This window comes from Roseobacter sp. HKCCD5988 (assembly GCF_037830355.1).
Lineage (GTDB): Bacteria > Pseudomonadota > Alphaproteobacteria > Rhodobacterales > Rhodobacteraceae > M30B80.
In genome coordinates this window covers 502,501-527,004 of sequence record NZ_JBBLYJ010000001.1, presented here as the reverse complement: position 1 = coordinate 527,004, position 24,504 = coordinate 502,501, and the positions used below count along the sequence as shown (strand labels likewise).

Sequence of the window (24,504 nt, the reverse complement as noted above, 5' to 3'; positions counted from 1 at the left end):
CTTCTTTTCCCCTGTTCGCTTCTGCGGCTGCTTTCTTGTTGCAAGATCAATATTGTGGTCACCCTTTAACCGCCCCAGCAGTCAAACCAGACACAATCTGACGCTGGAAAAACATCACGAGAATGAACAACGGAGCAGTCGCGGACACCACGGCTGCAACCGCGAACATTACATTGCCCTCAGTGTAAGTGGTCCCCAAAAATGCGGCAATTTCTGGAACCATTGTTCGATTGCTTTCACTCAGCAACATCGAGGTTACTGCAAAGTCATTGTACGCAAGTAGAAAGCTGAAAAGCCCAGTTGTGATTACTCCCGGCCACATAACCGGCACAATCACCCAACGGAACGCTTGAAACTGCGTGCAACCATCGACTTTAGCACTTTCGTCCAATTCTTTGGGGATATTTTGAAAAAATGAATGGAGCATCCACAACGTAAACGGTTGGTTTATAGCGACCAAAACAATGATGGTGGTTGGCAGAATACCCCAGACATTCCACTCAAAAAATGGCAGCAGATAGCCAGAAACAAGCGTGATTGGCGGCATTGCGCGAAAGATCAATGCGATAATCAAAAGCCAAAACGTATAGCGGAAAGCTGAGCGTGAAAGTGCATATCCGCCTAAAGTACCGATCGTGAGAGATGTGCAAACGACAAAGAAGCAGACAATGCCTGTGTTTATTACGGCACGCCAAAATTCTTCTTGCACCCAAGCACCATGATAACCCACGCCAGTAAACGGTGATCCATATGTCCGCTCGGTATTGTAACCGGTGAGCGCATTCGTCCAATCAGCAATAGAAAAGAAATCAAGCTCAACTTTAAATGAGCCCCATAGAGTCCAAACAAACGGAAATGCGGCTAGTATGAGCCAAAACACAATAAACCCGTTGGTCAGCAAACGTAGTGAAAATGGTGCGCGTAAGGTTTTCGAGGCCATTACATTTTCCCCTTAAAGTCGCGCCAGGTGCGAACCAAAACAGGAGAGAGCAAAATCGCAACACCAATAATAGTCATGACAGACGTGGCCGCAGCCGCAGAAAGTTGGCGCGTTTCGCCTCCGAGATCATTAAAAATAATCCAGCTTAAACTTGTCGCATGAGCTGAGGCGTTGAACCCAACAATCGGCTCAAACACTCTAAAATTATCCATCAATTGAATGAGGGCGACAAACGTCACCAATGGCATCAGGTGTGGAACAACAATGTAACGCACCTGCTGCCATCGAGAAGCGCCATCGATTTGCGCAGCTTCGATTTGGTCCTCGGGCAAAGTCTGGAGGCCCGCGTAAAACACCACAAATGCAAAGGGTGCAGAATGCCAAATGCCGTATACGATGAGGGAAACCCACATTAGCCCGGTGGAGGCTTTCACAGATAAATCTGGGTCACTGACCAACCAGCTCAGAAAATTGCCTAAAACGCCACGATTGTCGATCATCCAAAACATGATCAACGAACCCACCAGAGGGGTTACAATCATTGGCAAAAGGGAGAAAAATATAACAACGCCCTTCAGCTTCTGCGCCAAGGTGTTGACTGCCAACGCAATCGCCATGCCAAGGATGATCAGCAATGGGGTAACAGTGAATGTGTAGGTCAACGTGAAAGCCATTGCGCGATAAAATGGCAAATCACCTAACTCGCGGAAAAACGCAGTCAGACCAATACTTGCGCGCCAGGCTTGTGCTACTTCTGCGGTGGCAAAATGACCGCGATTGAAATAAATGTCCAATCCAACAAATCGCCCCAACGGTTTGGCCTCGCGCAGGGCGCGCGTAGCTTCCTGATCAATTGTTGTTTCTTCAGTGCAACTGAACGGCGTACATGTCTGAGCAGTAATCAAAACGGGCTCATGCGGCGCAAACACTGACTGCAGAACGACGGATACAATCGGCGCTGCGATAAAGAGCAGCATCGCCAAGCCTGTAGGCAAAAAGAACCAAAAGAAAGTGCGATGTTTCATCTAAAAGGCCTAAGCGAAAACATGCTTCGTGGGGCGGTGATCGCCCCACGAAAACTTACCAATTTATTGCAAATAGCCCTGCTCACGCGCTGCTGCGGTGTAAGCGGCTTCAACGTCAGCCAGAGCTTGCTCTGCGCTTTCATTGCCTTGCATGAAATCAGCTAGTTCGTTGCCAAGGGCCGTGTGCATCAAACCCATATATGGTAGCATCGGATAAGGAATTGTGCCCATCTCTGCTGCAGCGAACACACCGACTGCTGCAGGGGTAGGTTCATAACCCGGGATTAACCAAACAGCCAGGGTCCGGATATCTTCATTTTCCATTCGTGCAGGGCTGATGCCGTTCATCATCGCAATGAAAGTTGCTTCGGCTTCGGCGTCAGAGATATTTTTAGCGACGGTCCAACCGTCCCACCAAAGAGTTGATGCAGGGATGTCACCACCACCGACTGTCATTGGCGCGGCAATCGCAAAACCGTCTACAACTTCTTGAGGTACACCGTCTGCTTCAACCAAAGTGGCAGCACGGCTACCCCACATATTCATCAGCGCTACATTTCCTGCACGATACTCGGCATTTGTTGCGTTGCTATCATGCGTGAGGAAATCCGGATTCATATACTCTGACAAAGCCTTCATCATTTCCAGAGCTTTGACACCCGCTTCGCTGTTCACAGTTGGCTCAGCGGAACCTTCTGCGAAGAATTGTCCCCCGTAACCAAGGAACATATTGTTAAATTCTTGTGCTAGGTTCCAACCTGCCGCATAGGCACCGCCCACTGGATTTTCCATGATACCAGCAGCCCGAATAGCTTCAGCGGCTTCAAGCATCTCTTCGTAGGTCGCTGGTACATCTAGGCCCACTTGTTCCAAGACATCAGAGCGGTAAACTAAATGTTGTGCATTTGCCATAAATGCAATTGCCATCACCTGACCGTTGATGGTTACCAACTGGTTCGGTGCCAAGCCTTCGCCATATTCAGCAACAAGATCATCTAGAGGACGGATCACATCCTCGTTCATCAATGCCACAATTGAAGAATTGGCAATAATCGCAGATGTATATTCTGCTGGATTTCCCGACATGCCGGCAACATTGATTTGCTGATGGTCCGCCGTGAGGTTTGTTGTCACTTCTGCGCCAGAACACTCTTGTGCACCTGCGCCAACAGACTGGATCGCAGGAAATTCGTTCCCAACAATCGAGACACGCGCTTCGATTGAACAGCCGTGACCGCCTGCAAAAGACGCGGTTGACATCAGTACAGCCAACGCCCCGGCAGTGGATAGAGTCTTGAGATACATTTTGCTTCTCCCGTTGGTGATGATGAAAACGAGCAAGATGCCATTCTCATCAAGTACTCCCGCGGCTCTGCCACGGGCATGATTGAGGATTACTCCCCTATATTTGCACCTGTTTTTGCATCAAACAGATGGCATTGATCCGCTGAAACCTTGATCGATACGGCATCGCCAATTTCCGCACGGAAACTCTTGTCTGACTTGGCGCTAACCAATGCACCGCCAATCTTGAGACTAACCATGGTTGCCTCACCCAGTAATTCGAGAGTGTAGATTGGCCCTTTGATTTGGCCGCCACGCGAGACAACTGAGGCGTCCTCTGCTCTGAAGCCAAGAGTAATCGGACCATCTGGCCCCTTTAAGCCAGAAATCTTGGTATTAGGTGCAGTGAACACACCACGCCGCAACTCACCCTCGATAAGGTTCATTGCAGGGTTGCCGATAAAGCTCGCGACAAAGGTATTAGCGGGGCGGTCATAGATCTCTGTTGGCGTGCCGACTTGTTGAACAACACCATGGTTCATCACAACCACACGGTCAGCTAACGTCATGGCTTCAATTTGATCGTGGGTTACGTAAACAGTCGTAACTTTTAGCTCATGAGATAAGTTCTTGATCTGCGCGCGCGTGGAAACACGCAACTTCGCATCCAAGTTCGAGAGAGGTTCGTCCATCAAAAAGACATTTGGCTCGCGCACAATGGCCCGTGCAAGCGCAACGCGTTGGCGTTGCCCACCTGAAAGCTCAGCAGGCCTACGATGCAAAAAGGGCTCCAACTCGACCATGCGAGCAGCTTTCATGACTTTTTCATCATGGAGCTTTTGATCGATTTTACGGACTTTTAAGGGGAACCGGATATTTTCATAAACATTCATGTTTGGGTACAGACCATAGCTTTGAAAAACCATAGCTACGTCACGGTCTTTCGGCTCTAGACCGTTTACCACTTTATCCCCGATTAAGATTTCTCCATCCGTTGGGTCTTCTAAACCCGCAATCATCCGCATGGTGGTCGTCTTACCACAGCCGGATGGACCGAGCAGAACCAAGAACTCCTCATCAGCAATAGTGAGATCAAACTGATCGACGCCGATGAAACTGCCCCATCTCTTCGAGATGTTGCGCAACTGGACTTCTGCCATGACCCCTCCCAAGGCGCGTTTTGCATACGTTTGCGAAGGCTAGACAATAGTGCGACAACTTGGCAAGGTTTTTTTGCAAACGTATGCAATACTTGCGCTCTTAAGCCATCATGAAACAAACATTTACACGCTAACACGCTGATAAAGGGCCAATTTCTAAATGGATTTCCAAACCGAGAAAGAAGTCGTATTAGGCTTTTATAAAGCTCTCGAAAACGCAGCTCAGAACGAATCGAGTGTTGTATTCGAACACTATTGTTCTGCGAATTGGCTTTGGCGCGGCATGCATCCCTTTGACGTTCAAACGGGCACTGACGCAGTTAACACCATTTTTTGGTCAGGTTTTACACACGCATTCTCTAGCTTGCAGCGTCGCATAGACGTGTTCATGGCGGGCGAAAATTCATTATCCGATACTAGGGAAATCTGGGTCACAAGCATGGGCCACTTTATGGGCCTTTTTGACAACCCTTGGCTCGGCATCAAACCGACACATAAATTAGTTATGCTGCGCTACGCAGAATTTCATCGGGTAGAAGCAGGCAAAATTGTAGAGACCGCTTTGTTTCTGGATATCCCCGCGTTGATGATGCAGGTTGGCTTACGGCCTTTCCCAGACCAAACAGCAGCTCAGTTCGTTCAACCTGGCCCACTTCCCCATGACGCAATAATGACGGCATCACAGCCTGCCAGTGAAGGTGCGAAAACACTGGAAGCTATAAACCGAATGATCTCGGATCTCGGCCAATGGAAATTAGGACTACCACTGGAGGAAGAACTTTCCAGATCGTGGCACACTGACATGGTTTGGTGGGGGCCAGCTGGAATTGGTGCCACATACACGATTGAACGTTACGCCAAACAGCATTCTGGGCCATTTCGTGCTAGCTTTACCGAACGTAGCGGTACAGGCCACATCTGCCGCTTTGCCGAGGGACATTACGGGGGCTTTTTCGGGTGGCCAAATTTCACTGCAAAACCAATAGGCGGTTTTCTTGGAATGCCTGCTTCTGACAAAGCAGGAGAATTCAGGGTCGTCGATATTTACCGCAGACGGGATGACAAACTGATCGAGAACTGGGTGTTCATCGACCTTCTACATTACCTTAAAAGCCAGGGGCTTGACGTTTTGAAACGCCTACAAACCTAAATAGGATTTAGTTTGTAGGACTATGATAAGACCCTTAAAGGCTGAGGCCGTGTGCCATAGGTAACTTTAGGAAATGGTTGCGGAGGCAGTATTCAGTGTGCTTGGCGGCGCCAATTGTAGCTTACGCGGTGCCAGGTCTGACCATGTCGATTGGTTTCCCTCCAATATTCGGGAGAGTGGTGCACAGTCAGATGAGGCTGCTCACTAGTGCGTTGATTTTTATTCCCCCATGTAAATCCGTCTTGAAATTATTTCTTCCAGTGATAGCCAACGCCTGCCCACTTCACCTGAAGTACGATGCGCCAAGCATTCTCTCTGAAGCGCCTCAAGCCTTTCTAATGGAAGACGTTGATTAGCATCTATTTCATTAGCGGTGGTCACGAATTTTTCTGCGGCTTCCATGCCGCCGAATAGTGGCGCGACATCACGGCTCATAAACTCCTCATACTGCAGCGAAGGATCCCATGAAAAACGGGCAAATGCCAAATAGGATAGTTCGACCGTCGCATACCATGGCGATGGCTCACCCCAGATCGTCAGACCCGTCATCCCGGTGCGGTAACTTAATTGTGCCATTTCTGCGAAGACTGGCGCATTGAGCGCATAGCGTTCCGTACGTTCGTCACCGTTCCACTGGCAAGCAAATTGACAGCGCAGTACATTCGGCTGCATTGGAAGTTCTTCAACGTAGCTTTTTGTCAGCTCGGCGGAAATCCGTTTCCAATAGGTGCGATTGGTAGTGTGCTGATATATACCGCCAACTGGCAATCTGCGCTGCGCCTCCAACGAAACGGGATCTAACAGATTGTCCCATTGGATCTCCGAATATATCCAGGCGTCAGGTCGTGCTTTGCGAGCCGCATTGAAGAGACGAGGAAAATTATCTGCCATATCCGTATGCGACCAGTAATCACCATGCACGTCACGACGACGAGCGGCTTCGCTCTCATTCGCACGGCGCGCGACACATCGAGAACATCCACAAACACCATAATCTCCGGCCTCGATGTTTATACCACCTACTTCAAAAGTCTCGCAGAGCCAGCTGACGCCCTCTTCCATCCAAGCCATGGTTTCAGGTGCGGAGGGACAAGCAGAGAGAGTGTAATCAGAACGTGGAAAGTTGAGAGGGAAGGCAAGGTCACAAATCTGAAAACCGACACCTTTCTCAAGCGTCGCGGCAGCTTCCGGGTTCTTCTTTAGCCATGTGGCAAGATTATACTGATTATCCCCCTCCCAATAGACGCCGCCATACGAACCAATGGCTATACCGGGCAAAATGCGCACGCCGCGCTCTTTGGCGTAGCTGCATAACTCCTTTGCGGCTTCAACGCCGCCATGACTGTCTCTCAGGAAGCCGTAGATAACAATTGCAGCGATACGGTTTTTCGAGCAGAAATCGACACAGCGTTTATAGTCGCGCAGAAAGCCCCCAGGTGGTTTACCATAAGGATTAAAAACGCCTATTTCCTGTTGGCCAATCTGAGACAGCTCCCAGTTAGTGGAATGGTCCCAAGTCCAAAAAGTGCGATATGTTAGACCCGGCGTGTCTTCTAAAGTCTCTGAAGGCAATGCCATGCGCGCTTTGTCGGAGCCGCCCTGAGAAATTAGTTCCTCAACGGCATAAATAATGCCAGAAAACGGTCCACCAATTATATCAACTTTTGTAGGGGTGTTTTCGTTCATTTCATTCTGGATACGAAACGAACCTTCAGGCATTGATTTATCTTCATGTAAAAACAAGCGAGGAGTTGAACCCGGTGGTAATGTGACGGCTTGCCATTTTATATCAGGATATTCCTCGCGTAATCTACGTAGAGCATGAACGTGATCATGCCCTCCAATCACTGCTACCGAACCTGAAAAGTGACCACGCTCTCGTTTCATCGCGCATCTCCCTTTGAGTTCCAAAACTCCTCTTGCCTTGGTAATGGCTTCGCTTGTTATCGATAAAGAAGATTTGCGGGAAGCCGATCGTTCACAAGTTGCACCCAAAATTCAACACCAATGGGTATAAGCGCGTCGTTGAAGTCATAGGTGTCGGAATGCAGTGGCTGCCCGTGCGTGCCACTGAGACCGTTTCCAAGGAGAAGAAGACAGCCAGGCACCTCATGGCAGAAATGTGCAAAATCTTCTGAAAAACTCATAGGATCTCGATCACCGATTGTATCGCAACCCGCTGCCTTCCCAGCACGAATGACAGCTTGTGTCGGAATTTCTGAATTTACTGTCTCAATGAACTCAGTCCAAAAGTTGACTGATATGTTAACCCCATGGGCAGCCGCAATACCATCTGAGATCTGCCGCATGTAGGTTTCGATAGCTGTCCGATCTTCTGTACAGCGCGCTCGCACATCACCTTTCAAGATCGCTTGACCAGGTAAGACATTGCGCTTGCCGTCTGTGGTGAATTCAGTGACCGAGACCACTGCTCCAGCTCCTGGTGCAATTTTGCGGGATACTATGGATTGAAGGGCTTGCACGATTTCTGAACCAACGGTGATGGTGTCGCGGCCAACTTGTGGCATAGATGCGTGTCCGCCTTGTCCATGAATATGGATTTCGAACAGGCTCTCAGAAGAACACATCAGTCCAACGCGAGTTGAGACCTGACCCAAGGGCGCTCCCGGAAGGTTGTGGATTGCGTAGACTTCTTCAATTGGAAAACGTTGTAGAACACCTTCATCTAACATCGCCCGAGCACCAAGGCCATTTTCCTCATTAGGCTGAAACAGAAAAATTACAGTCCCATCAAAGTTTCTATCAGCAGAGAGCCGCTGCGCCGCGCCGAGGAGCATAGTTGTGTGACCGTCATGGCCACAGGCATGCATTACTCCTGGGGTCTTTGAGACGTATCCATGAGTACTTTTTTCCAAAATCGGCAAGGCATCCATGTCTGCACGAAGGCCTATAGCGTGATTGCCAGAACCCGATCGTAACACTCCAACCACGCCAGCGCCTTCATACACCTCAAGACCAAAGTCACGTAAAAGGCTGGCTATCGTTTCTTTGGTCTTGGTTTCTTGGAAGCCTAATTCAGGCGATTTGTGTAAGTTTTGACGCAATTGTGCCAAATTCAGCTTTATATTTCCCACGCACAGGTTCCTTTCGGCACAAGTAATCTGTGAAGCAAAAAAATACTTATGCATTCATTGGACGTTGCTTGCTAGCTTTCGCGCCAAAGTCCAACGCAATTATGCTGGATGCCATTTGCCTCCGGAAACAGTTCCCACTGGTTTCAACAAGCTATCGTGGCTTACGATTTCACCTGTTACGTCTGCCAAATCGACGGTGCCTGGAGTTAGTCGTATTACGCTAGCCTCAGGCTGAGCAGTTTTGCCCAAATGGCCAAGATCTGGCCGGCTAAGAACTTTAGCAGGAGCAATACTTGCCGCAGCAATGACATCTTCGACTGACCAGCCGAGTGCTAAGAATTTGGTCATAACGTTAAGATTGTCATGTGCCGGACCGTCAATGCAAAATGCATGAATGTCTGACGAAATTACATCAGGCCGAAACCCTGCGGCATCCATTTTTCGCGCGGTATCCCACGAAAATGACCCCATGCCATGCGCTATATCAAAAATTACACCACGTTCCCGAGCTGCCAAAACAGCATCCCTCACGCGGCCGTCGCCGTGGCAGGGTGCATTAGGGAATGGTCGGAAGCAATGAGTTAGGACATCTCCTTTGCGTAGACGCGCTACTACGTCTGAATAAGATGGAGGCGGTTCGTCGATATGCACCATTAACGGCAAGCCTGTTCGATCGGCAACATCCTGCGCTACATCCAGAGGAGCGATACCGGATGGCCCTGAGGCGTGAGCCCCTATTCTAACTTTTATGCCAACGATAACGCCTGGGTGCGCGGAGGCTACCGCAGCAGCTTCACGCGCAGCCATCAGGCGCATATCGTGGCTCTCGCCGACCATAATAGTGCCGCCAAACCCGTAGATCCCTGCGAACGACACGTGGAGATAGGCTAGGATACGCACCCTGGATTGCTCAATTACATGCTCTCTAAAGCCGATAAAATTTCCTGGGCCTGCGCTGCCTGCATCCACTAGTGTTGTACATGCAGATTTGTCCGCGAAGCTTTCAGGCTTAACGCCAAGAGAAGTACCACCCCAATAAACATGTACGTGCAGGTCAATCATGCCCGGGGTTACAATGCTTCCCTTGCAATCAATAACTTGTGCCCCATCCGGTTCCGGCACGTCGAGACCTAAGACTTTGTCTTTTCCAAGGACCAGGTCAGCGACCCGGTCAACGCCATTAGCGGGGTCAATTACCCGGCCACCGCGTAATACAATCGACCCTGTCATAGCGGCTTGTAGGCGATTGCTTCGATTTCGACAGCGATATCGATCATCAATCGCGACTCCGCTGTTGAACGGGCGGGAGGATCTGATGGGAAATGTTTTCCATAAGCTTCATTGAATGCAGAAAAATCATCTCTGTCCCTCAACCACACTGTCGTTTTGACGACGTCGGCTAGTGTACACCCAGCGAGGGCTAATGCTTTAGCCACATTTGCCAGTACTTGGTCAGTTTCAGGTCCGATCCCGCCTGGAACGATAGCCCCATCCTCACCGACGGGCACCTGACCAGAGACAAAAACGAAATCTCCCGCACGTACAGCGGGCGACAGCGGCACATGGGAGGAGCCTAAGGTTTGCTTTTTGGTCATTTTAGAGCCTTCCTATTTTATTTGGGTGGTTTTTGAGGGTTTAACCTGAGTACGACGAAAGCCATTTAACTAAGGATCAAGTGACGCAGCCTCGAGCTGCTACAATCTCTTCCCCTTCTATTTTTTTACCACGCAACAGCGTAATACGATCCATCATGTTAGTGACCACACAGGCGTGATTGGGAATGATGCGCACACGTTGGCCCACCGATAGTTGGTGGGGTGTTTTAGAAAGCATTATTCCATGCTCCTCTGACAATGCGTTGATGGTAAGATCAGGATGGTCAACGACATAGCCATAGCCATCCATACCCAACAAATCAGAGGTTAAAACTTTTGAGCCTGCATCAATGATTGCTCTTTTTTCAGTGGGTGTTGAAATAACAGTGGCTAGAACGGTAAGTGCACAATCATCCCACTTGGCAGTTCCTCGAGCGACAAGTGATCGGTCGTTATAAATGTAAGTTCCCGGACGATACTCAGTTGCAACGGGCACATGATCCGCCTTCCACATACCAGGAGTTCCGCCGGTTGATATTGTATCAACTTGAAGCCCTGCGTTGAGGCAAGCATGCTGAGCATCTGTCAGCCACTGTTGGACCTCTCCTTCCCTGTCAGTAGGAGGATAGGTCATCAAGCCGCCAAACATTAATCCAGCTGTGTTGTTGATGCGCTGCGCAATCTCGCAAGCTGCTTCAGGCGTTTGGACACCACATCGTCCTGCACCAGTGTCACACTCAACAAGGACCCTTAGCGGAGTTGTGTTAGAAAAGGCTGCTGACAAGCCTTCAATCACAGTGAGATTGTCTGCGACTACCGTTAATTTAATCTTACTAGCCAAACGATTTAGTCGGTCGAGTTTTGATGCGCTAAGAATATTGTATGTAATGAGAATGTCATCCAGACCAGCGTTTGCCATTACCTCTGCTTCACTGATTTTCTGGCATGTTATGCCCACTGCACCCGCTTTGATTTGAGCCTTCGCGAGGTCTGGTAACTTATGAGTTTTAATGTGAGGTCTAACGGTTATTTGCGCTTTATTTGCAAAGCTCTGAAACCGATGAATATTTCGTTCCGCAATATCTAAGTCTACTAGGACGGAGGGCGTATCGAGCGTAGCAAACATAGCCGGGGGCAGATTGTCCAACATTCGAAACTCTTTCAATTTTCATCATTCATTATTGTATTCAATGCCCGATCTATGGCGGTGGAGGCGGCGGCGCGAACGCCGCCGCCCTTATTTCTTAATCCATCATATAAAGTTGAGAATTTGCCGCCCCGAGCTCCGACTTCATCAAGTTGAGGAGTTCGGTTGCCTTGGCGTCTAGGTTGTTTGCGATGTGCTGTTCAAATGCTGGTTGGGCGGCATCGACAAACTCCTGCCGAGTTTCGTCGTTTAGTGCGGTGACTGTCATAGTCTGCATCAATCCCGCCAAACCACGGTCAGATGCCTCGATTATGCGTGCCAACCCGCGGCTGGCGGCCACACACTCTTCCGCAGCCAAGCGCATGGTTGCCTGCTGCGCAGGTGTGAGGCCCTCATACATCGCGCGGTTCACTAAGAACGTGTATGGCGAGAACAGGTGGTTTGTCAGTGTCATGTACTGCTGAACTTCATTGAAGTTCGAGAACGAAATAATTGGGATGGGGTTCATCTGCCCATCAATTACGCCAGTTTGGAGGCCCGAATATACTTCGCCCCAGGCCAGTGGATAAGCTTCAGCACCGAGTGCTTGGATAATAACCTGGTGAGAGGGAAGGGTCATCGTCCGGATGCGCACGCCCTCCATGTCGTCCAGTGACGCGATTTCTTGTTTGGAATTGGTAATTGCAAAGAAGCCGCCCGTATCTGGGAACCCAAGAACGACGACGTCGCCGAGCGTTTCTTCAATATCCGCCGCCAAGGCTTGGCCAAAGGCGCCATCAAACACATGATATGTCGCCGCGTTGTTGGCAAATGCGAATGGCATGTTCAACACATCAATCCGGGGGTAATAGCTCGCCATTGCGCCCGTGGAGGAAAGAGTAGCGTGGATAATGCCGTCGCGAACTTGCTGCACGTGCTCAGATGCGTTGCCGAGTTGGTTATTACCAAAAATTTCGACGTTAATCTCTCCGTTTGTGGCAGACTCCATGATATTGCTGAATACGCCAGCACAAGCGTGTTGTGGGTTATCAAAAACATCAGGATTATTGTCGGTTCCAAATCTAAGTGTTTGTTCGGCATTAGCAGTGGCCGCAACCGCGCACAGCGCGAGTGTTGCCGTCATTGTTCGAAGTTTGGTCATCCGTAAGGTCCTCCTTGGTTGGTTTAGTTTAGTTTGCAAACCCGAAAGCACGAGGCAGGGCCAGCGCGACGTCTTCCATAAAGGCGAACGCAAATAGGACTGCGATTTGCGCCAAAAGGAATGGGAAAAGCTTGATAGAAATCCGTTCAACAGTTTCGCCCGTCACCGATGACAAGACGAACAGACATGCCCCAACCGGTGGGGTCATTAGTGAGATGTTTAGGGCGAGGACAAAGATTATTCCTGCGTGAATTGGTTCCAGACCGATGCTTGCGGTCAGCGGCGTAAGAACTGGAGCCAGCAGAATTAGAATTGCGGTAATGTCCATAATCATGCCGACCACTAAGAGTAGCGCAACGATTATTGCGATAATGACATAGGGGTTCTCACTGAGGGTTAGCACAGCCTGTGCGACAGCCTGCGGAATACGCTCAAAAGTCAGCCAGAAGCCTAAGATGTTCGCAAAGGCGATAATCACAAAAATTACGCCTGTTATCCGAGCAGTGCGGATCAGCATTTGGTAGAGGTCTCGCCACACTAATGTGCGGTAGATTACCCCGCCGAGAAATAGTGCGTATGCCACCGCAATGGATGCGGCTTCGGTAGGGGTTACGATGCCGCCCAATATGCCGCCAAGAATAATTATGGGCATAAATAGTGCGGTTAGCGAATGTTTGAAAGTTGCCCAAATTTCCGCAAAAGTGGCGCCGCGTTCTGCGACGGGCAAGTTCTCGCGCTTTCCACCGATAACAATAATGCCCATGCAGACCACGGCTATCGCCAGGCCAGGCAGGATACCTGCCGCGAAAAGTCCTGCGATCGAAACGCCCATCAGTGACCCGTAAATCACCATTAAGCCAGAAGGTGGGATCGTGGGTCCGATAATCGACCCTGCGGCTGTAACCGCACAGGCATAGTCACGGCGATAACCGGCCTTAACCATTGCGGGAACCAATGTCCGCCCGAATGCTGCTGCATCAGCCGTTGCCGAACCAGTTAGCCCTGCAAAAAATACAGAAGCTAGCATATTGGAATGAGCCAATCCCCCCCGGAACCGCCCGACTAGAGCTTGCGCAAAGGCAACGAGGCGCTGTGTAATTCCCACCGCATTCATAATCTCGCCGGCAAGTATAAAAAAGGGCATGGCTAAAAACGGGAAAAGATCGAGCCCGGCGAAGATCCGCGATGGTGAAATGGCGAGGAAAGATGTCCCTCCAAGTGAGATCAATCCAACTACACCAGCGGCTCCAATGACAAAGCCAATTGGCATTCCAATCAAAATAAGTCCGACGAAAACGACAGCTACAATCATGTCAAACTTTCTTCTCGTTTGGGCCTGTCTACATGCCATCCAAGATCGCGCAGCATTGTCAGAAACATTTGAACTGAGGCCAAGAATGCGGCCGCGGGAACGGCAGTGAAAAAGGGACCCATACTCGCCCCGAAGATCATTGCCTCTCTACCGAAGCCGCCTGCAGCGAATGGGATACCTGTCACAAAAAGATAGATAAACAATGCGAGCGTGACTAAGTCGGCAAAGATGAGTAATCCGCGACGGATACCAATAGGCAGTCGCCCAACGAAACTCATAAGGCCGATATGGTCGCGGCGAGCAATTCCTGCAGAGATTGCAAGAAGTGCAGCCCAAATCATTAAGTATCGTGCAAATGCTTCTGGCCAGTCGAGTTGCCAACGGAAATAGTAGCGGTCAATCACACCTAGCCAGACATCCAGAACCAGCAACGCCATTAAAATGGCTAATATGAGTTCCACCACACGGTTAATCCGGTCGCTCCATAAGGCCGCAAACTCCCATCCTGGATAATCTTTTTCGGGCGGTGCGTCTGTCACTCAGTTCTCCGTGATCGGCTCTGGCAAAACAGAATCGTTAGAATTCAACCGTAACACGAAATTTATTTTTTGATAGTAAAACTATTTCTTTTGCAATTTTTGGGTCATTGAGTAATTTTGCTACGTATTTTGCTGGTTCAGTACACGTAGAGGCCACCATGTATTGGGAGAAGATGACATCAGCTGCAATTGAGGGGGTTGAACGAAGCACACCAGTTATTTTGAACCTGGCGGCTATAGAGCAGCACGGCCCTCATCTGCCTGTCGATACTGACGCAGTCATCGGGTCTCATTTTTTGTCGAAGCTTGATCAGGATGATCCAGGGGCCCAACTAATTCTTCCAACGGTGAAAGTAGGGTGCTCGGCGCATCATCTCGATTTTAACGGAACGTTAAGTGTGCCCCATCGCGTGATGATGGATTATGTTATTTCAATTTTAAATTCGGTCTGTTGCGCCGGTTTCAGCAATATTCTTTTGTTCAACTCGCACGGTGGCAACCAGGCTATTGGTCAGGTGATCTTAGAGGAATTCGGGGCGGCCCATCCACAGTGTCGAATTGCATTAGTGACGTGGTGGACTTTGGCCCGCGATGCACTCTCTGAAGTCAGCAAGACTGGACAGTTTGGGACAGGCCATGCGTGTGAATTTGAGACGTCCTTGATGATGGCAGCGGGAGCGGTGGCGCCGAGTATCGATTTGCCGGCGGGTGAGTTCTTTGTAAAAAGTCACGCCTGGGCCGATGGTTCAATGCTTCATAGAAGTGGCGGCACACTTTATCGCTCGATGCACAGCATTTCCGGTGGTAGTGGTGTCGTGGGCCAACCTGACGCTGCGAGCGTTGAGCAGGGACACAAGATAACAGAGGAGGTAGTGAGGCGCTTGAAGACAGTGGTTAACGACCTCGGCCAGTTTGCTCCATAAAAACAGCTCACAGCGATGCAGGTTCTAGAAGTTAACTAATCATCGCCGCTGACCGAGCTCCTTATCTGGTCGCGACACCTGATTCCTTTTGCCCATCCTGAGGCGATTGTAGGTTTGATGAATGAGAATTGTGGATCTAGGTCCACTTAAATGCCAACGCGCGCAACTGACGAAAGCATTGCAACATGACGAAACGTACTCCACCGTTATCCTCGTCAGGCAAATCTAAATTACCAAGCCGTGGTTCTGGTAACTTGTTGGATATCTTGCGCAGCTCGGTGCCTGATTTGAACAACGGCGAAGCCAAAGTGGCGCGTATCATTTTGGCAAATACTGAATGGGTCTCACATGCATCCATAAAGGCAGTTGCGGATAGGGCTGCCGTTTCCGAGCCAACTGTCTTACGTATGTGCCGTCGGATTGGTCTAGAAGGCTTTAAAGCTCTAAAGCACCGTCTCGCTCAAGATTTAATTCTGACGCAGGTATTAAACACGCCGCACATGCAGGACGATGATCCATTCCCTAGTGAATTGGTTAAGGTGATGCTTGACTCATCAATGGGCGCATTGCGCGGCGCCGCGCAGGCAACTGACGTCAAAGTGTTGGACAAGGCTGCCGCTGCGGTTGTCAAATCACGGATCACCTACTGCATTGGCGTTGGCGGGTCATCAAGTGTGTTGTGCGAAGAACTCGAAAACCGCATGTTTCGACTTGGTCTTCCCGTCCAATCAATCCTGGATTCCTATCGTCAACGAATGGCGGCAGCTGTAGCGAAGAAGGGCGATCTGTTCGTTGCTATTTCGTCTACCGGTGTTCCTGCGCCGGTGGTTCAGTCTATTGAATTGGCTCGATCGAATGGCGCAATGACGTTAGCGATTACGCAAGTTGATAGTCCCCTGGCCAAGGTTAGCGAAATTGTCTTGCCGGTTGAATTTTTCAACGATCACACGTTTTTTATGCTGCCTGCACAGACACGCTATGCCCAGCTTTTTACTATCGATTGCTTGATGGGAACAATCGCGGCGCGGATGCCCGATGCCGCTGTTAATTTACAGTCAATCCGCAACACCCTGCGGGCTCTTCACGGCACTATTCGGCATCAACCAATCGGCGATTAGGTTTTTGTAATATTTTTTCCGTTCAAGCTATTCGAACGCACCAGTTTCGGCATGTCGCGCCTCAATTGCTTCCATATAAGCGCGTCCTTGCTTTCCTGATTTTTGAAAACTTTTATATGCCAATATCCGTAACACTGATTGAACGCCTGAATAACTGTCAAAAAGGTAAGGAGATTCAACTGGGCATGTAAGGGTCCATCGCGCAAATGCTGGCATGACACGCGCGGAGGGATCTGTGAGTAATAGGATTGGGACGCCACGATCATGGAGAGACTCCATTTCACTTTTTAACGAGGTAAGGATACGGCGCAAACCAATAACCAAAACAACATCTTCACTCGTCAGGTCTGCAGTACTCTCAGTGATAGTTTCGCCTGGTCCGGGCGAAATGCGTGTTCCACTTCGAAATTGCAGAAATTGATTGCGAGCATAGCTGGCTAGAAAATGGCTGTTGCGAAATCCCATGAACACTAAGTTGCGCGCGGCAATCAAAGCCTCGGTCATCTCGTCAACTTCAGAAGGTACCAAGCTGTTGAGGGCTTGAGCAAGATTGTGCGTTTCCGCCTCTAAAAACTCCGACAGAAAATCGTTGTCCCCTGTGCTAGTGACCGGTCTTGTTTGGAACAAGGGCGAACCCCAGCTGCGAGCCTCACGTGCAGCGAGCCGCAGTTCTTCATAGCTAGAAAATTGGGCACGCCTTACGAAGCGTGTGATTGTGGCGTTTGACACATTGGCTCGTTCAGCCAACTCAGAGGCTGAGTACAGTCCTAGCTCACCTGGGGCATCAAGGATGACATCGGCCACTCTTTTTTCTTGTTTGCTGAAGTCTTGATAAATCCTGTGCAGTGTGTCCACGATGGTATTCTTCGAACAAGGTTCGCTTGTTTGTTTGTGGTTTTTTGTCACTCAGCTCACCGTGTAATTTATGAAAAATATTTTTCATATATCTTGATTTTATGAAATTTTCATATCATTATCAACTTTGAATTAAAAGAGCCTAAGATAAATTTCAGCGTCCGTCGCGAAGCATTTATGTGTGAGCAGGATGCGTTCTGGGCTTTTCATCGCCCATTTGAGAGGAGCCTTAAAAGTGCGCTTTACTAACACTCTCGGCCTACAGAAAGACAACGAACTCTTGCTCAATTCTATGGCAAGCAAGGGGGCCTTATATGGGCCGGAACAATCGGCAGTGCTGAACGATGACGCATTTGCTATTGCTAAATCCACTATTTCTGCCTGGCCTGGATATGCGCCAACACCCCTCATTCCGTTGAAGTCCCTTGCCGCTAAAGCACATATTGAGAGCATACACTATAAGGATGAGGGTCCGCGGTTTGGTCTCGGCAGTTTTAAGGCGTTGGGCGGAGCCTATGCCGTTTCACAGTTGTTGCGTCGTGAAATTGCAAGGATCAAAGGCATTGAAATGCCCAAAATCAGTTCGCTGTTGGACGGCACGCATAGTGATTTAATATCTCAGGTGACTGTGTGCTGCGCGACGGATGGCAACCATGGCCGTTCTGTTGCATGGGGTGCGCAGACATTTGGCTGCAAGTGTGTAATCTTAATCCACTCGACGGTCAGTGAGGGCCGCAAGCATGCTATCGAAGCCTACGGGGCCACTGTAATCCGCACCAAAGGTAATTACGATGACAGCGTGCGTGAGGCACAAGATTCAGCTACCCGAGAGGGATGGTTCGTTGTCTCTGATACCTCGTACCCAGGCTACACAGACATACCAAAGGACGTGATGCAGGGTTACGAACTAATGGCAGCTGAAGCCTGTGACCAATTGGAAGCTGCGCCTACACATATTTTTTTACAAACTGGCGTTGGCGGTATGGCGGCGGCAGTGGCTGCCTACACCAAACGCAGATATGGCAGTGATCGGCCAGTGATTGTGTTGGCGGATCCTGATCAATCTGCTTGTTGGCTTGAATCCATAAGACACGGAACTCCTACGCCAGTGCATGGCGATTTAGACACTTTAATGGCGGGCCTAGCCTGTGGTGAGATTAGTGTGATCGCTTGGGATATCCTGCGTCAAACTGCCGATGCCGTAATGTCAGTTACGGATGATGACGCAGTAATGATGATGCGGGTTTTGGCTAATCCGACCGCAGAGGACTTACCAATCGTTGCAGGAGAGTCGGCGGTGGCGGGCTTGGCTGCACTGATGGCCGCTGCGGATCATTCCCAAGCGCGCAACGAATTGAGTTTGGATGCTAATTCTAGAGTTCTCATATTTGGCACTGAAAGTGACACGGATCCCGATCTATACGTACAATTGATAGGGCGCAGTGCCGACGAAGTTCGGAAAATCAGATGAATGTTCAGATCAACTTAAACCGCTTGATGGGCCGTATCTTCGCTTTGGGCGAAATTGGTGCTCTGCACGGCGGTGGTGTGAAGCGTCTCGCTCTAAGCGATGAGGACAGGGCAGGGCGTGACCTTGTCATCAAGTGGATGGAAGAGGCAGGCCTTCAAATTACCACTGATGTAATTGGCAACACATGGGGTGTACGCGCAGGCTTTGAAGATGCAGCGCCCGTGATCATTGGGTCTCATATAGACACTGTCGCCACTGGAGGTTTGTATGATGGAGCTTTAGGCGTTTTGGCTGGGCTTGAAATTATTCAGGCCTTGAATGACGCAGGGGCAGTGACACGTCTGCCAGTGGGAATTGCTTTTTTTACAAATGAAGAGGGCGCGCGGTTTGCCCCTGACATGATGGGTTCGGGCGTTGCGCAGGGCGCGCTGGATTTGGATGAAATGCTGTCAGTTCAGGGAATTGACGGCAAAACGGTAGGGGAAGAGCTTCTACGTATTGGTTACGCAGGCAAAGCCTCAGTGCTTGCTCTACGTCCCCACTGCTTCCTGGAACTGCATATTGAACAAGGGCCAGTTCTTGAAGCCGAAAGTTTGGCCATTGGCGCGGTGACCGGCGTGCAAGGCATTTCTTGGGCTGAATATGTAATTGAAGGGCAGTCCTGCCACGCGGGTACTACGCCGATGGTGATGCGACATGATGCAGGGCTGGTTGCTGCACAAATTGCCGTTGAAGCGCGCGCCATTGCAAATGATTTTGGATCGCCTCAAGTGGCCACCGTTGGCATGTTTGACGTTTCACCTGGTCTGGTAAACGTTGTGCCTGAGCGTGCAGTGTTGACCGTTGATTTGCGCAACACCTGTGATGAGACGCTCAAAAAAGCTGAGGAGCGCCTCAATCGAGCGGCTGAAGATTTCGCTGTGGCACAAGGGTGTAAAGTTCAACGTCGTAGTCTTGCTAGGTTTGCACCTGTTAAATTTGATTTAGGTCTTGTCGGTGAGATTGAGTCTCATGCAAAGTCTTTGGGTTATTCAGTGCGCCTAATGCCCTCTGGTGCAGGTCATGATGCACAGATGTTCGCGCCAAATTGCCCCACCGCGATGGTCTTTGTGCCTTCGAAAGACGGATTAAGCCATAACATCAATGAATTTACAGCCCCGGAGCATATTGCTCCCGGTGTCGATGTGTTGCTGAGGGTTGTATTAGGCCAGGCCGAATTGGTCTCTCAATGAGAGTGAAAAAAATGAAGCGTGAATATATGGCTGCAGCGGCCCAATTAGGGCCAATAGCTAAGGACGAACCACGCAGTTCGGCTGTGTCTCGAATGGTTTCGTTGCTACATGAAGCAAAAGCGCGTGGCGTTGAAGTGGTAGTGTTTCCAGAATTGGCGCTGACCACATTTTTTCCGAGATGGTACACTGAGGATGATGCCGAGTTGGATGCATGGTTTGAAACTCAGATGCCGAATGCTGATGTGCAGCCTTTATTTGACGCAGCCGCAAAACTTAATGTTGGTTTTTACCTCGGCTATGCCGAGTTGGTTGTACAAAATGGGAAGAAGCAACGGTTCAACACATCAATAATTGTTGACGGTTCTGGGAAAATTGTCGGGAAATACCGTAAAATCCATTTGCCTGGCCATTTTGAACATGAACCATGGCGACCATTTCAACATCTCGAAAAGTGTTATTTTGAAAAAGGAGACTTAGGATTTCCAGTTTTTGACGCTTTTGGTGGCAAAGTCGGTATGTGCATATGCAATGACCGGCGTTGGCCAGAGACGTTCCGTGTTATGGGTTTGCGAGGTGCAGAGCTAGTGATGCTAGGCTACAACACGCCGCGACATTATCCTCTTGCACCTGAGCACGATCATTTGCAGGACTTTCATAATCATCTGTGCATGCAGGCGAGTGCCTATGCCAACGGCTGTTGGGTAATTGGGACTGCAAAAGCCGGGCTTGAAGAAAACTGTGATTTGATTGGTGGTAGCTGCATCATAGCGCCAACTGGAGAAATTGTTGCCAAAGCGCAGAGTGTTGACGATGAACTAGTAATCGCCAAAATTAACTTGGATCGTTGTAAAGAATTGCGCGAGAACGTTTTTAACTTTTCACTTCACCGACAGCCAAATGAGTACACAGACATTTGCGCACCAAAAGATTGAACACATTCGTTCAATGAACCCAGCGTTATCGCCCCTTCAATCCACCCTGGCACGCTGCAAAGTTGACCCTCGCAAATCTGGCATGTACGAGGTTCAGCTTGAGCGCGCTGCTGATCGGTATCACTGTGATATGGATCTTGAAGATCGCCGCGCCGAGCTTGGATCGCGGGTATCTTACAAAGAACTCAATAGGTTTAAGGACGCACTCCGCCGCGGCACGTCAGCTACAAAGTTAATAAAACGTTGGCTAGAATTAGACCCTGCATCGCATGAGTTCGTCGCTATGCACTATAAATGGCAGACTGGCATTGCACTTTCCTTTAACGATCTTGCCGCAGCCAATAAGAAGTTGGATGGTCTTTACGATGCAGTGGCTGATGGAATACGCAGCGAAGGCATAATGGCTCGGATTGGCGAACTTGAAGCACGAGTGAAGCAGCTCAGGGCCGCCCAAGAACAGCAAGTGGAGGCATCGCCTGTTCTGATGCATCCGAACCTCGCGGAAGCGTATCAACGTAAACTCGGTCAACTCACCAGTATGCTGAACGATTCCGCATTTGCGTCTGAAGCGATTCCTCTAATACGCGAATTGATCGACCGAGTTGATCTGCGCCACACTCCTCAGGGATGGGAAGTCGTGCTGCACGGTCAGTTGGCAGCTTTGTTCAATGTCGCTCTATCAGACAAAAAACAGGCTCGCCCTGTTACGGATGAGCCTTGTTTTATTGGTTCGACAAAAGTGGTTGCGGGGGCAGGATTTGAACCTGCGGCCTTCAGGTTATGAGCCTGACGAGCTACCGGGCTGCTCCACCCCGCGCCAATATACAGGCCCCAAGGCTGAAAGTTCAGGCAAGTTGGGGCTGCATCGTTAGAGAGATCGGTGTTCGTGTTTCTTACTAGGTTTGGCGGTGACCTACTCTCCCACGTCTTAAGACGCAGTACCATTGGCGCAGTGGCACTTAACGGCCGGGTTCGGAATGGAGCCGGGTGTTTTGCTCACGCTATGACCACCAAACCGAGAAAGAAACACAAAACATCCAAGTCAGCACACCTGAGTGTGATGCTTTCATCAATCCTAGAGGCCAAACCTGGCTTCTACTGGATCAAATCAAGCCTATCGGGCAATTAGTACCAGTCAACTGAACGCATTGCTGCGCTTACATCTCTGGCCTATCGACGTGGTGGTCTTCCACGGCCCTCAGGGATACCTTGTTTTGAGGGGGGCTTCCCGCTTAGATGCCTTCAGCGGTTATCCTGTCCGATCATAGCTACCCTGCACTGCTGCTGGCGCAACAACAGGTCCACCAGTGGATCGTTCACCCCGGTCCTCTCGTACTAGGGGCAACTCCTCTCAAGTATCCTACACCCACGGCAGATAGGGACCGAACTGTCTCACGACGTTCTAAACCCAGCTCACGTACCTCTTTAAATGGCGAACAGCCATACCCTTGGGACCTGCTCCAGCCCCAGGATGAGATGAGCCGACATCGAGGTGCCAAACGATGCCGTCGATATGGACTCTTGGGCATCATCAGCCTGTTATCCCCGGCGTACCTTTTATCCGTTGAGCGATGGCCCTCCCACTTGGGACCACCGGATCACTATGACCGTCTTTCGACTCTGCTCGACTTGTCAGTCTTGCAGTCAGGCTGGCTTCTGCCATTGCACTCAACGAGCGATTTCCGACCGCTCTGAGCCAACCATCGCGCGCCTCCGTTACTCTTTAGGAGGCGACCGCCCCAGTCAAACTACCCACCACAGAGGGTCCCGGACCCGGATAACGGGCCGCGGTTAGACATCAAGCAAAGCAAGGGTGGTATCTCAAGGATGACTCCACAGGAACTGGCGTCCCTGCTTCAAAGTCTACCACCTATCCTGCACATGCTTGGCCTGATGCCAATCTGAAGTTGTAGTAAAGGTGCACGGGGTCTTTCCGTCTAACCGCGGGAAGCCTGCATCTTGACAGGCAATTCAATTTCGCTGAGTCGATGTTGGAGACAGCGGGGAAGTCGTTACGCCATTCGTGCAGGTCGGAACTTACCCGACAAGGAATTTCGCTACCTTAGGACCGTTATAGTTACGGCCGCCGTTTACCTGGGCTTCAATTCGGAGCTTGCACCCCTCCTTTTAACCTTCAGGCACCGGGCAGGCGTCAGACCCTATACGTCGTCTTGCGACTTCGCAGAGCCCTGTGTTTTTAGTAAACAGTCGCCACCCCCTGGTTTGTGCCCCCGGATCCAAGTTGCCTTGAACCCGGGCCTCCTTCTCGCGAACTTACGGAGGTATTTTGCCGAGTTCCTTCAACATCGTTCTCTCAAGCGCCTTGGTATTCTCTACCAGTCCACCTGTGTCGGTTTAGGGTACGGTCTCATGTGGGGCTATTTCCAGGAACCGATTAGCGGCCCACCCAATCCAATAAGGGTGAACAACAGTCACGATCCGTCACATCCCACTGGCCCAGGAATATTAACCTGGTTCCCATCGACTACGCATTTCTGCCTCGCCTTAGGGGCCGGCTTACCCTGCTCAGATTAGCTTTAAGCAGGAACCCTTGGACTTTCGGCGACAGGGTCTCTCACCCTGTTTGTCGCTACTCATGTCATCATTCTCGCTAGTGATCTCTCCACCGGATGGCTCACGCCCCGGCTTCACAGAAAACTCCGCGTCTCCAATACGGGCGAACCCGTTCAGGAGACATGGAGTTATGTCACACTACGCTCCGCTACCACGCACTTACGTGCATCCTCAGCTTCGGCTCATGGCTTGAGCCCCGATACATCTTCGCCGCAGGACAACTTATTTAGACCAGTGAGCTGTTACGCTATCTTTAAAGGATGGCTGCTTCTAAGCCAACCTCCTGGTTGTTTTGGTCGTCCCACCTGCTTTCCCACTTAGCCATGAATTAGGGGCCTTAGCTGGAGGTCAGGGTTGTTTCCCTCTCCACGACGGACGTTAGCATCCGCCGTGTGTCTGCCATCTAGTACTCCCGGGTATTCGGAGTTTGGTTAGGATCAGTAAGCCTGTGGGGCCCCATTACCCATCCAGTGCTCTACCCCCCGGGGTATTCGGATGACGCTCTACCTAAATAGATTTCGCGGAGAACCAGCTATCTCCGAGTTTGATTGGCCTTTCACCCCTAGCCACAACTCATCCCGACCTTTTTCAACAGGTGTGGGTTCGGACCTCCAGTTGGTGTTACCCAACCTTCATCCTGGTCATGGCTAGATCACTCGGTTTCGGGTCTGATCCCACGAACTCATTCGCCCTATTAAGACTCGCTTTCGCTGCGCCTACACCTAACGGCTTAAGCTTGCTCGTGAGACCAAGTCGATGACCCATTATACAAAAGGTACGCCGTCAGAGCTCGAGGCTCCTCCGACTGCTTGTAGGCGTCCGGTTTCAGGTACTGTTTCACTCCCCTCGTCGGGGTGCTTTTCACCTTTCCCTCACGGTACTGGTTCGCTATCGGTCAGTAAGGAGTACTTAGCCTTCGAAGGTGGTCCTCCGATCTTCAGACAGGATTTCACGTGTCCCGCCCTACTTAATACGTCCAATCGAACTTCCCATACGGGACTGTCACCCACT

The 24,504-nt window shown here is 50.2% G+C and carries 19 protein-coding genes, 1 tRNA gene and 2 rRNA genes (1 of these 22 only partly in view); 6 read left to right on the top strand and 16 right to left on the bottom strand.

All coding sequences use genetic code 11. From position 1 onward, the window contains the following. Nucleotides 1–58 precede the first annotated feature (58 nt). The 4 genes from AAC636_RS02660 to AAC636_RS02645 all read right to left on the bottom strand — a co-directional run bounded on the left by AAC636_RS02660 (nt 59) and on the right by AAC636_RS02645 (nt 4,409). Nucleotides 59–940, bottom strand: a complete 882-nt coding sequence (locus tag AAC636_RS02660) for a carbohydrate ABC transporter permease (RefSeq protein WP_340255156.1) — start codon at nt 938–940, stop codon at nt 59–61. Next, a complete protein-coding gene (locus AAC636_RS02655) occupies nt 940–1,965 on the bottom strand; it encodes a carbohydrate ABC transporter permease (RefSeq protein ID WP_340300309.1) in 1,026 nt (341 codons plus the stop codon). Before AAC636_RS02655 ends, AAC636_RS02660 begins: the two co-directional genes overlap by 1 nt. Nucleotides 1,966–2,028: 63 nt before the next feature. Next, a complete protein-coding gene (locus AAC636_RS02650; RefSeq protein WP_445322552.1) occupies nt 2,029–3,270 on the bottom strand; it encodes an ABC transporter substrate-binding protein in 1,242 nt (413 codons plus the stop codon). An 89-nt stretch (nt 3,271–3,359) separates the two neighbouring features. After that, a complete protein-coding gene (locus tag AAC636_RS02645) occupies nt 3,360–4,409 on the bottom strand; it encodes an ABC transporter ATP-binding protein (RefSeq protein WP_340300308.1) in 1,050 nt (349 codons plus the stop codon). A 160-nt stretch (nt 4,410–4,569) separates the two neighbouring features. Between AAC636_RS02645 and AAC636_RS02640 the strand changes: the two genes are divergently transcribed. Then, nucleotides 4,570–5,559 carry a nuclear transport factor 2 family protein gene (locus tag AAC636_RS02640; RefSeq protein WP_340300307.1) on the top strand — a complete coding sequence of 330 codons (990 nt, stop codon included), beginning with the start codon at nt 4,570–4,572 and terminating at the stop codon, nt 5,557–5,559. 219 nt (nt 5,560–5,778) lie between these two features. Here the strand turns inward: AAC636_RS02640 and AAC636_RS02635 are convergent, their stop codons facing one another. From AAC636_RS02635 to AAC636_RS02600, 8 genes are all read right to left on the bottom strand, one after another. Next, entirely contained in the window at nt 5,779–7,446 is a 1,668-nt protein-coding gene (locus tag AAC636_RS02635) for a hypothetical protein (protein WP_340300306.1), read from the bottom strand. Nucleotides 7,447–7,502: 56 nt separating this feature from the next. Next, the gene (locus AAC636_RS02630) at nt 7,503–8,654 is read right to left on the bottom strand and encodes an amidohydrolase (protein ID WP_340300305.1); all 1,152 of its coding nucleotides are present in this window, start codon (nt 8,652–8,654) and stop codon (nt 7,503–7,505) included. Between the two features lie 99 nt (nt 8,655–8,753). Beyond that, nucleotides 8,754–9,884, bottom strand: coding sequence for an amidohydrolase/deacetylase family metallohydrolase (locus AAC636_RS02625; RefSeq protein ID WP_340300304.1), 1,131 nt, complete (start codon nt 9,882–9,884; stop codon nt 8,754–8,756). After that, the gene (locus AAC636_RS02620; protein WP_340297701.1) at nt 9,881–10,249 is read right to left on the bottom strand and encodes a RidA family protein; all 369 of its coding nucleotides are present in this window, start codon (nt 10,247–10,249) and stop codon (nt 9,881–9,883) included. The genes AAC636_RS02625 and AAC636_RS02620 overlap by 4 nt, the downstream gene beginning before the upstream one ends. A gap of 76 nt (nt 10,250–10,325) precedes the next feature. After that, nucleotides 10,326–11,399: a D-TA family PLP-dependent enzyme gene (locus AAC636_RS02615; protein ID WP_340300303.1), complete on the bottom strand. Its 1,074-nt coding sequence runs from the start codon at nt 11,397–11,399 to the stop codon at nt 10,326–10,328. A gap of 94 nt (nt 11,400–11,493) precedes the next feature. After that, nucleotides 11,494–12,537, bottom strand: a complete 1,044-nt coding sequence (locus AAC636_RS02610; protein WP_340254707.1) for a TRAP transporter substrate-binding protein — start codon at nt 12,535–12,537, stop codon at nt 11,494–11,496. 28 nt (nt 12,538–12,565) lie between these two features. After that, a complete protein-coding gene (locus AAC636_RS02605) occupies nt 12,566–13,849 on the bottom strand; it encodes a TRAP transporter large permease (protein ID WP_340254710.1) in 1,284 nt (427 codons plus the stop codon). Beyond that, nucleotides 13,846–14,388, bottom strand: coding sequence for a TRAP transporter small permease (locus AAC636_RS02600; RefSeq protein ID WP_340300302.1), 543 nt, complete (start codon nt 14,386–14,388; stop codon nt 13,846–13,848). The genes AAC636_RS02605 and AAC636_RS02600 overlap by 4 nt, the downstream gene beginning before the upstream one ends. Nucleotides 14,389–14,546: 158 nt before the next feature. Between AAC636_RS02600 and AAC636_RS02595 the strand changes: the two genes are divergently transcribed. After that, nucleotides 14,547–15,311 carry a creatininase family protein gene (locus AAC636_RS02595; protein ID WP_340300301.1) on the top strand — a complete coding sequence of 255 codons (765 nt, stop codon included), beginning with the start codon at nt 14,547–14,549 and terminating at the stop codon, nt 15,309–15,311. Nucleotides 15,312–15,496: 185 nt separating this feature from the next. Beyond that, complete coding sequence (locus AAC636_RS02590; protein WP_340300300.1) at nt 15,497–16,429, top strand: MurR/RpiR family transcriptional regulator; 933 nt, start codon at nt 15,497–15,499, stop codon at nt 16,427–16,429. A gap of 27 nt (nt 16,430–16,456) precedes the next feature. Here the strand turns inward: AAC636_RS02590 and AAC636_RS02585 are convergent, their stop codons facing one another. Continuing rightward, the gene (locus AAC636_RS02585; RefSeq protein WP_340300299.1) at nt 16,457–17,335 is read right to left on the bottom strand and encodes a MurR/RpiR family transcriptional regulator; all 879 of its coding nucleotides are present in this window, start codon (nt 17,333–17,335) and stop codon (nt 16,457–16,459) included. A gap of 139 nt (nt 17,336–17,474) precedes the next feature. Here AAC636_RS02585 and AAC636_RS02580 point away from each other — a divergent pair, with 139 nt between their 5' ends. From AAC636_RS02580 to AAC636_RS02570, 3 genes are read left to right on the top strand one after another with little or no spacing between them, the layout of a single operon-like run. Next, nucleotides 17,475–18,755 carry a diaminopropionate ammonia-lyase gene (locus AAC636_RS02580; protein WP_340301071.1) on the top strand — a complete coding sequence of 427 codons (1,281 nt, stop codon included), beginning with the start codon at nt 17,475–17,477 and terminating at the stop codon, nt 18,753–18,755. Further along, nucleotides 18,752–19,987 (top strand): Zn-dependent hydrolase, encoded by a 1,236-nt coding sequence (locus AAC636_RS02575; RefSeq protein WP_340300298.1) that lies wholly within the window; start codon nt 18,752–18,754, stop codon nt 19,985–19,987. The genes AAC636_RS02580 and AAC636_RS02575 overlap by 4 nt, the downstream gene beginning before the upstream one ends. 11 nt (nt 19,988–19,998) lie before the next feature. Then, complete coding sequence (locus tag AAC636_RS02570; RefSeq protein ID WP_340300297.1) at nt 19,999–20,919, top strand: N-carbamoyl-D-amino-acid hydrolase; 921 nt, start codon at nt 19,999–20,001, stop codon at nt 20,917–20,919. Nucleotides 20,920–21,659: 740 nt separating this feature from the next. On the opposite strand, the gene AAC636_RS02565 is transcribed toward AAC636_RS02570, so the two are convergent. The 3 genes from AAC636_RS02565 to AAC636_RS02555 form a co-directional block, all read right to left on the bottom strand. Continuing rightward, nucleotides 21,660–21,736, bottom strand: a tRNA-Met gene (locus AAC636_RS02565). Nucleotides 21,737–21,819: 83 nt separating this feature from the next. Next, nucleotides 21,820–21,934 (bottom strand): 5S ribosomal RNA (gene rrf, locus AAC636_RS02560). Nucleotides 21,935–22,023: 89 nt separating this feature from the next. Then, nucleotides 22,024–24,504: ribosomal RNA gene (locus AAC636_RS02555) — 23S ribosomal RNA — on the bottom strand (it continues 351 nt past the right edge of the window).

What these genes read in the sequence shown, in the direction of transcription:
- AAC636_RS02580 (WP_340301071.1), top strand. Translation starts at nt 17,475, where the DNA reads ATGCGTTCTGGGCTTTTCATCGCCCATTTGAGAGGAGCCTTAAAAGTG.
- AAC636_RS02590 (WP_340300300.1), top strand. Translation starts at nt 15,497, where the DNA reads ATGACGAAACGTACTCCACCGTTATCCTCGTCAGGCAAATCTAAATTA.
- AAC636_RS02640 (WP_340300307.1), top strand. Translation starts at nt 4,570, where the DNA reads ATGGATTTCCAAACCGAGAAAGAAGTCGTATTAGGCTTTTATAAAGCT.
- AAC636_RS02660 (WP_340255156.1), bottom strand. Translation starts at nt 940, where the DNA reads ATGGCCTCGAAAACCTTACGCGCACCATTTTCACTACGTTTGCTGACC.
- AAC636_RS02650 (WP_445322552.1), bottom strand. Translation starts at nt 3,270, where the DNA reads ATGTATCTCAAGACTCTATCCACTGCCGGGGCGTTGGCTGTACTGATG.
- AAC636_RS02610 (WP_340254707.1), bottom strand. Translation starts at nt 12,537, where the DNA reads ATGACCAAACTTCGAACAATGACGGCAACACTCGCGCTGTGCGCGGTT.
- AAC636_RS02635 (WP_340300306.1), bottom strand. Translation starts at nt 7,446, where the DNA reads ATGAAACGAGAGCGTGGTCACTTTTCAGGTTCGGTAGCAGTGATTGGA.
- AAC636_RS02620 (WP_340297701.1), bottom strand. Translation starts at nt 10,249, where the DNA reads ATGACCAAAAAGCAAACCTTAGGCTCCTCCCATGTGCCGCTGTCGCCC.
- AAC636_RS02575 (WP_340300298.1), top strand. Translation starts at nt 18,752, where the DNA reads ATGAATGTTCAGATCAACTTAAACCGCTTGATGGGCCGTATCTTCGCT.
- AAC636_RS02570 (WP_340300297.1), top strand. Translation starts at nt 19,999, where the DNA reads ATGAAGCGTGAATATATGGCTGCAGCGGCCCAATTAGGGCCAATAGCT.
- AAC636_RS02625 (WP_340300304.1), bottom strand. Translation starts at nt 9,884, where the DNA reads ATGACAGGGTCGATTGTATTACGCGGTGGCCGGGTAATTGACCCCGCT.
- AAC636_RS02645 (WP_340300308.1), bottom strand. Translation starts at nt 4,409, where the DNA reads ATGGCAGAAGTCCAGTTGCGCAACATCTCGAAGAGATGGGGCAGTTTC.
- AAC636_RS02615 (WP_340300303.1), bottom strand. Translation starts at nt 11,399, where the DNA reads ATGTTGGACAATCTGCCCCCGGCTATGTTTGCTACGCTCGATACGCCC.
- AAC636_RS02595 (WP_340300301.1), top strand. Translation starts at nt 14,547, where the DNA reads ATGTATTGGGAGAAGATGACATCAGCTGCAATTGAGGGGGTTGAACGA.
- AAC636_RS02655 (WP_340300309.1), bottom strand. Translation starts at nt 1,965, where the DNA reads ATGAAACATCGCACTTTCTTTTGGTTCTTTTTGCCTACAGGCTTGGCG.
- AAC636_RS02605 (WP_340254710.1), bottom strand. Translation starts at nt 13,849, where the DNA reads ATGATTGTAGCTGTCGTTTTCGTCGGACTTATTTTGATTGGAATGCCA.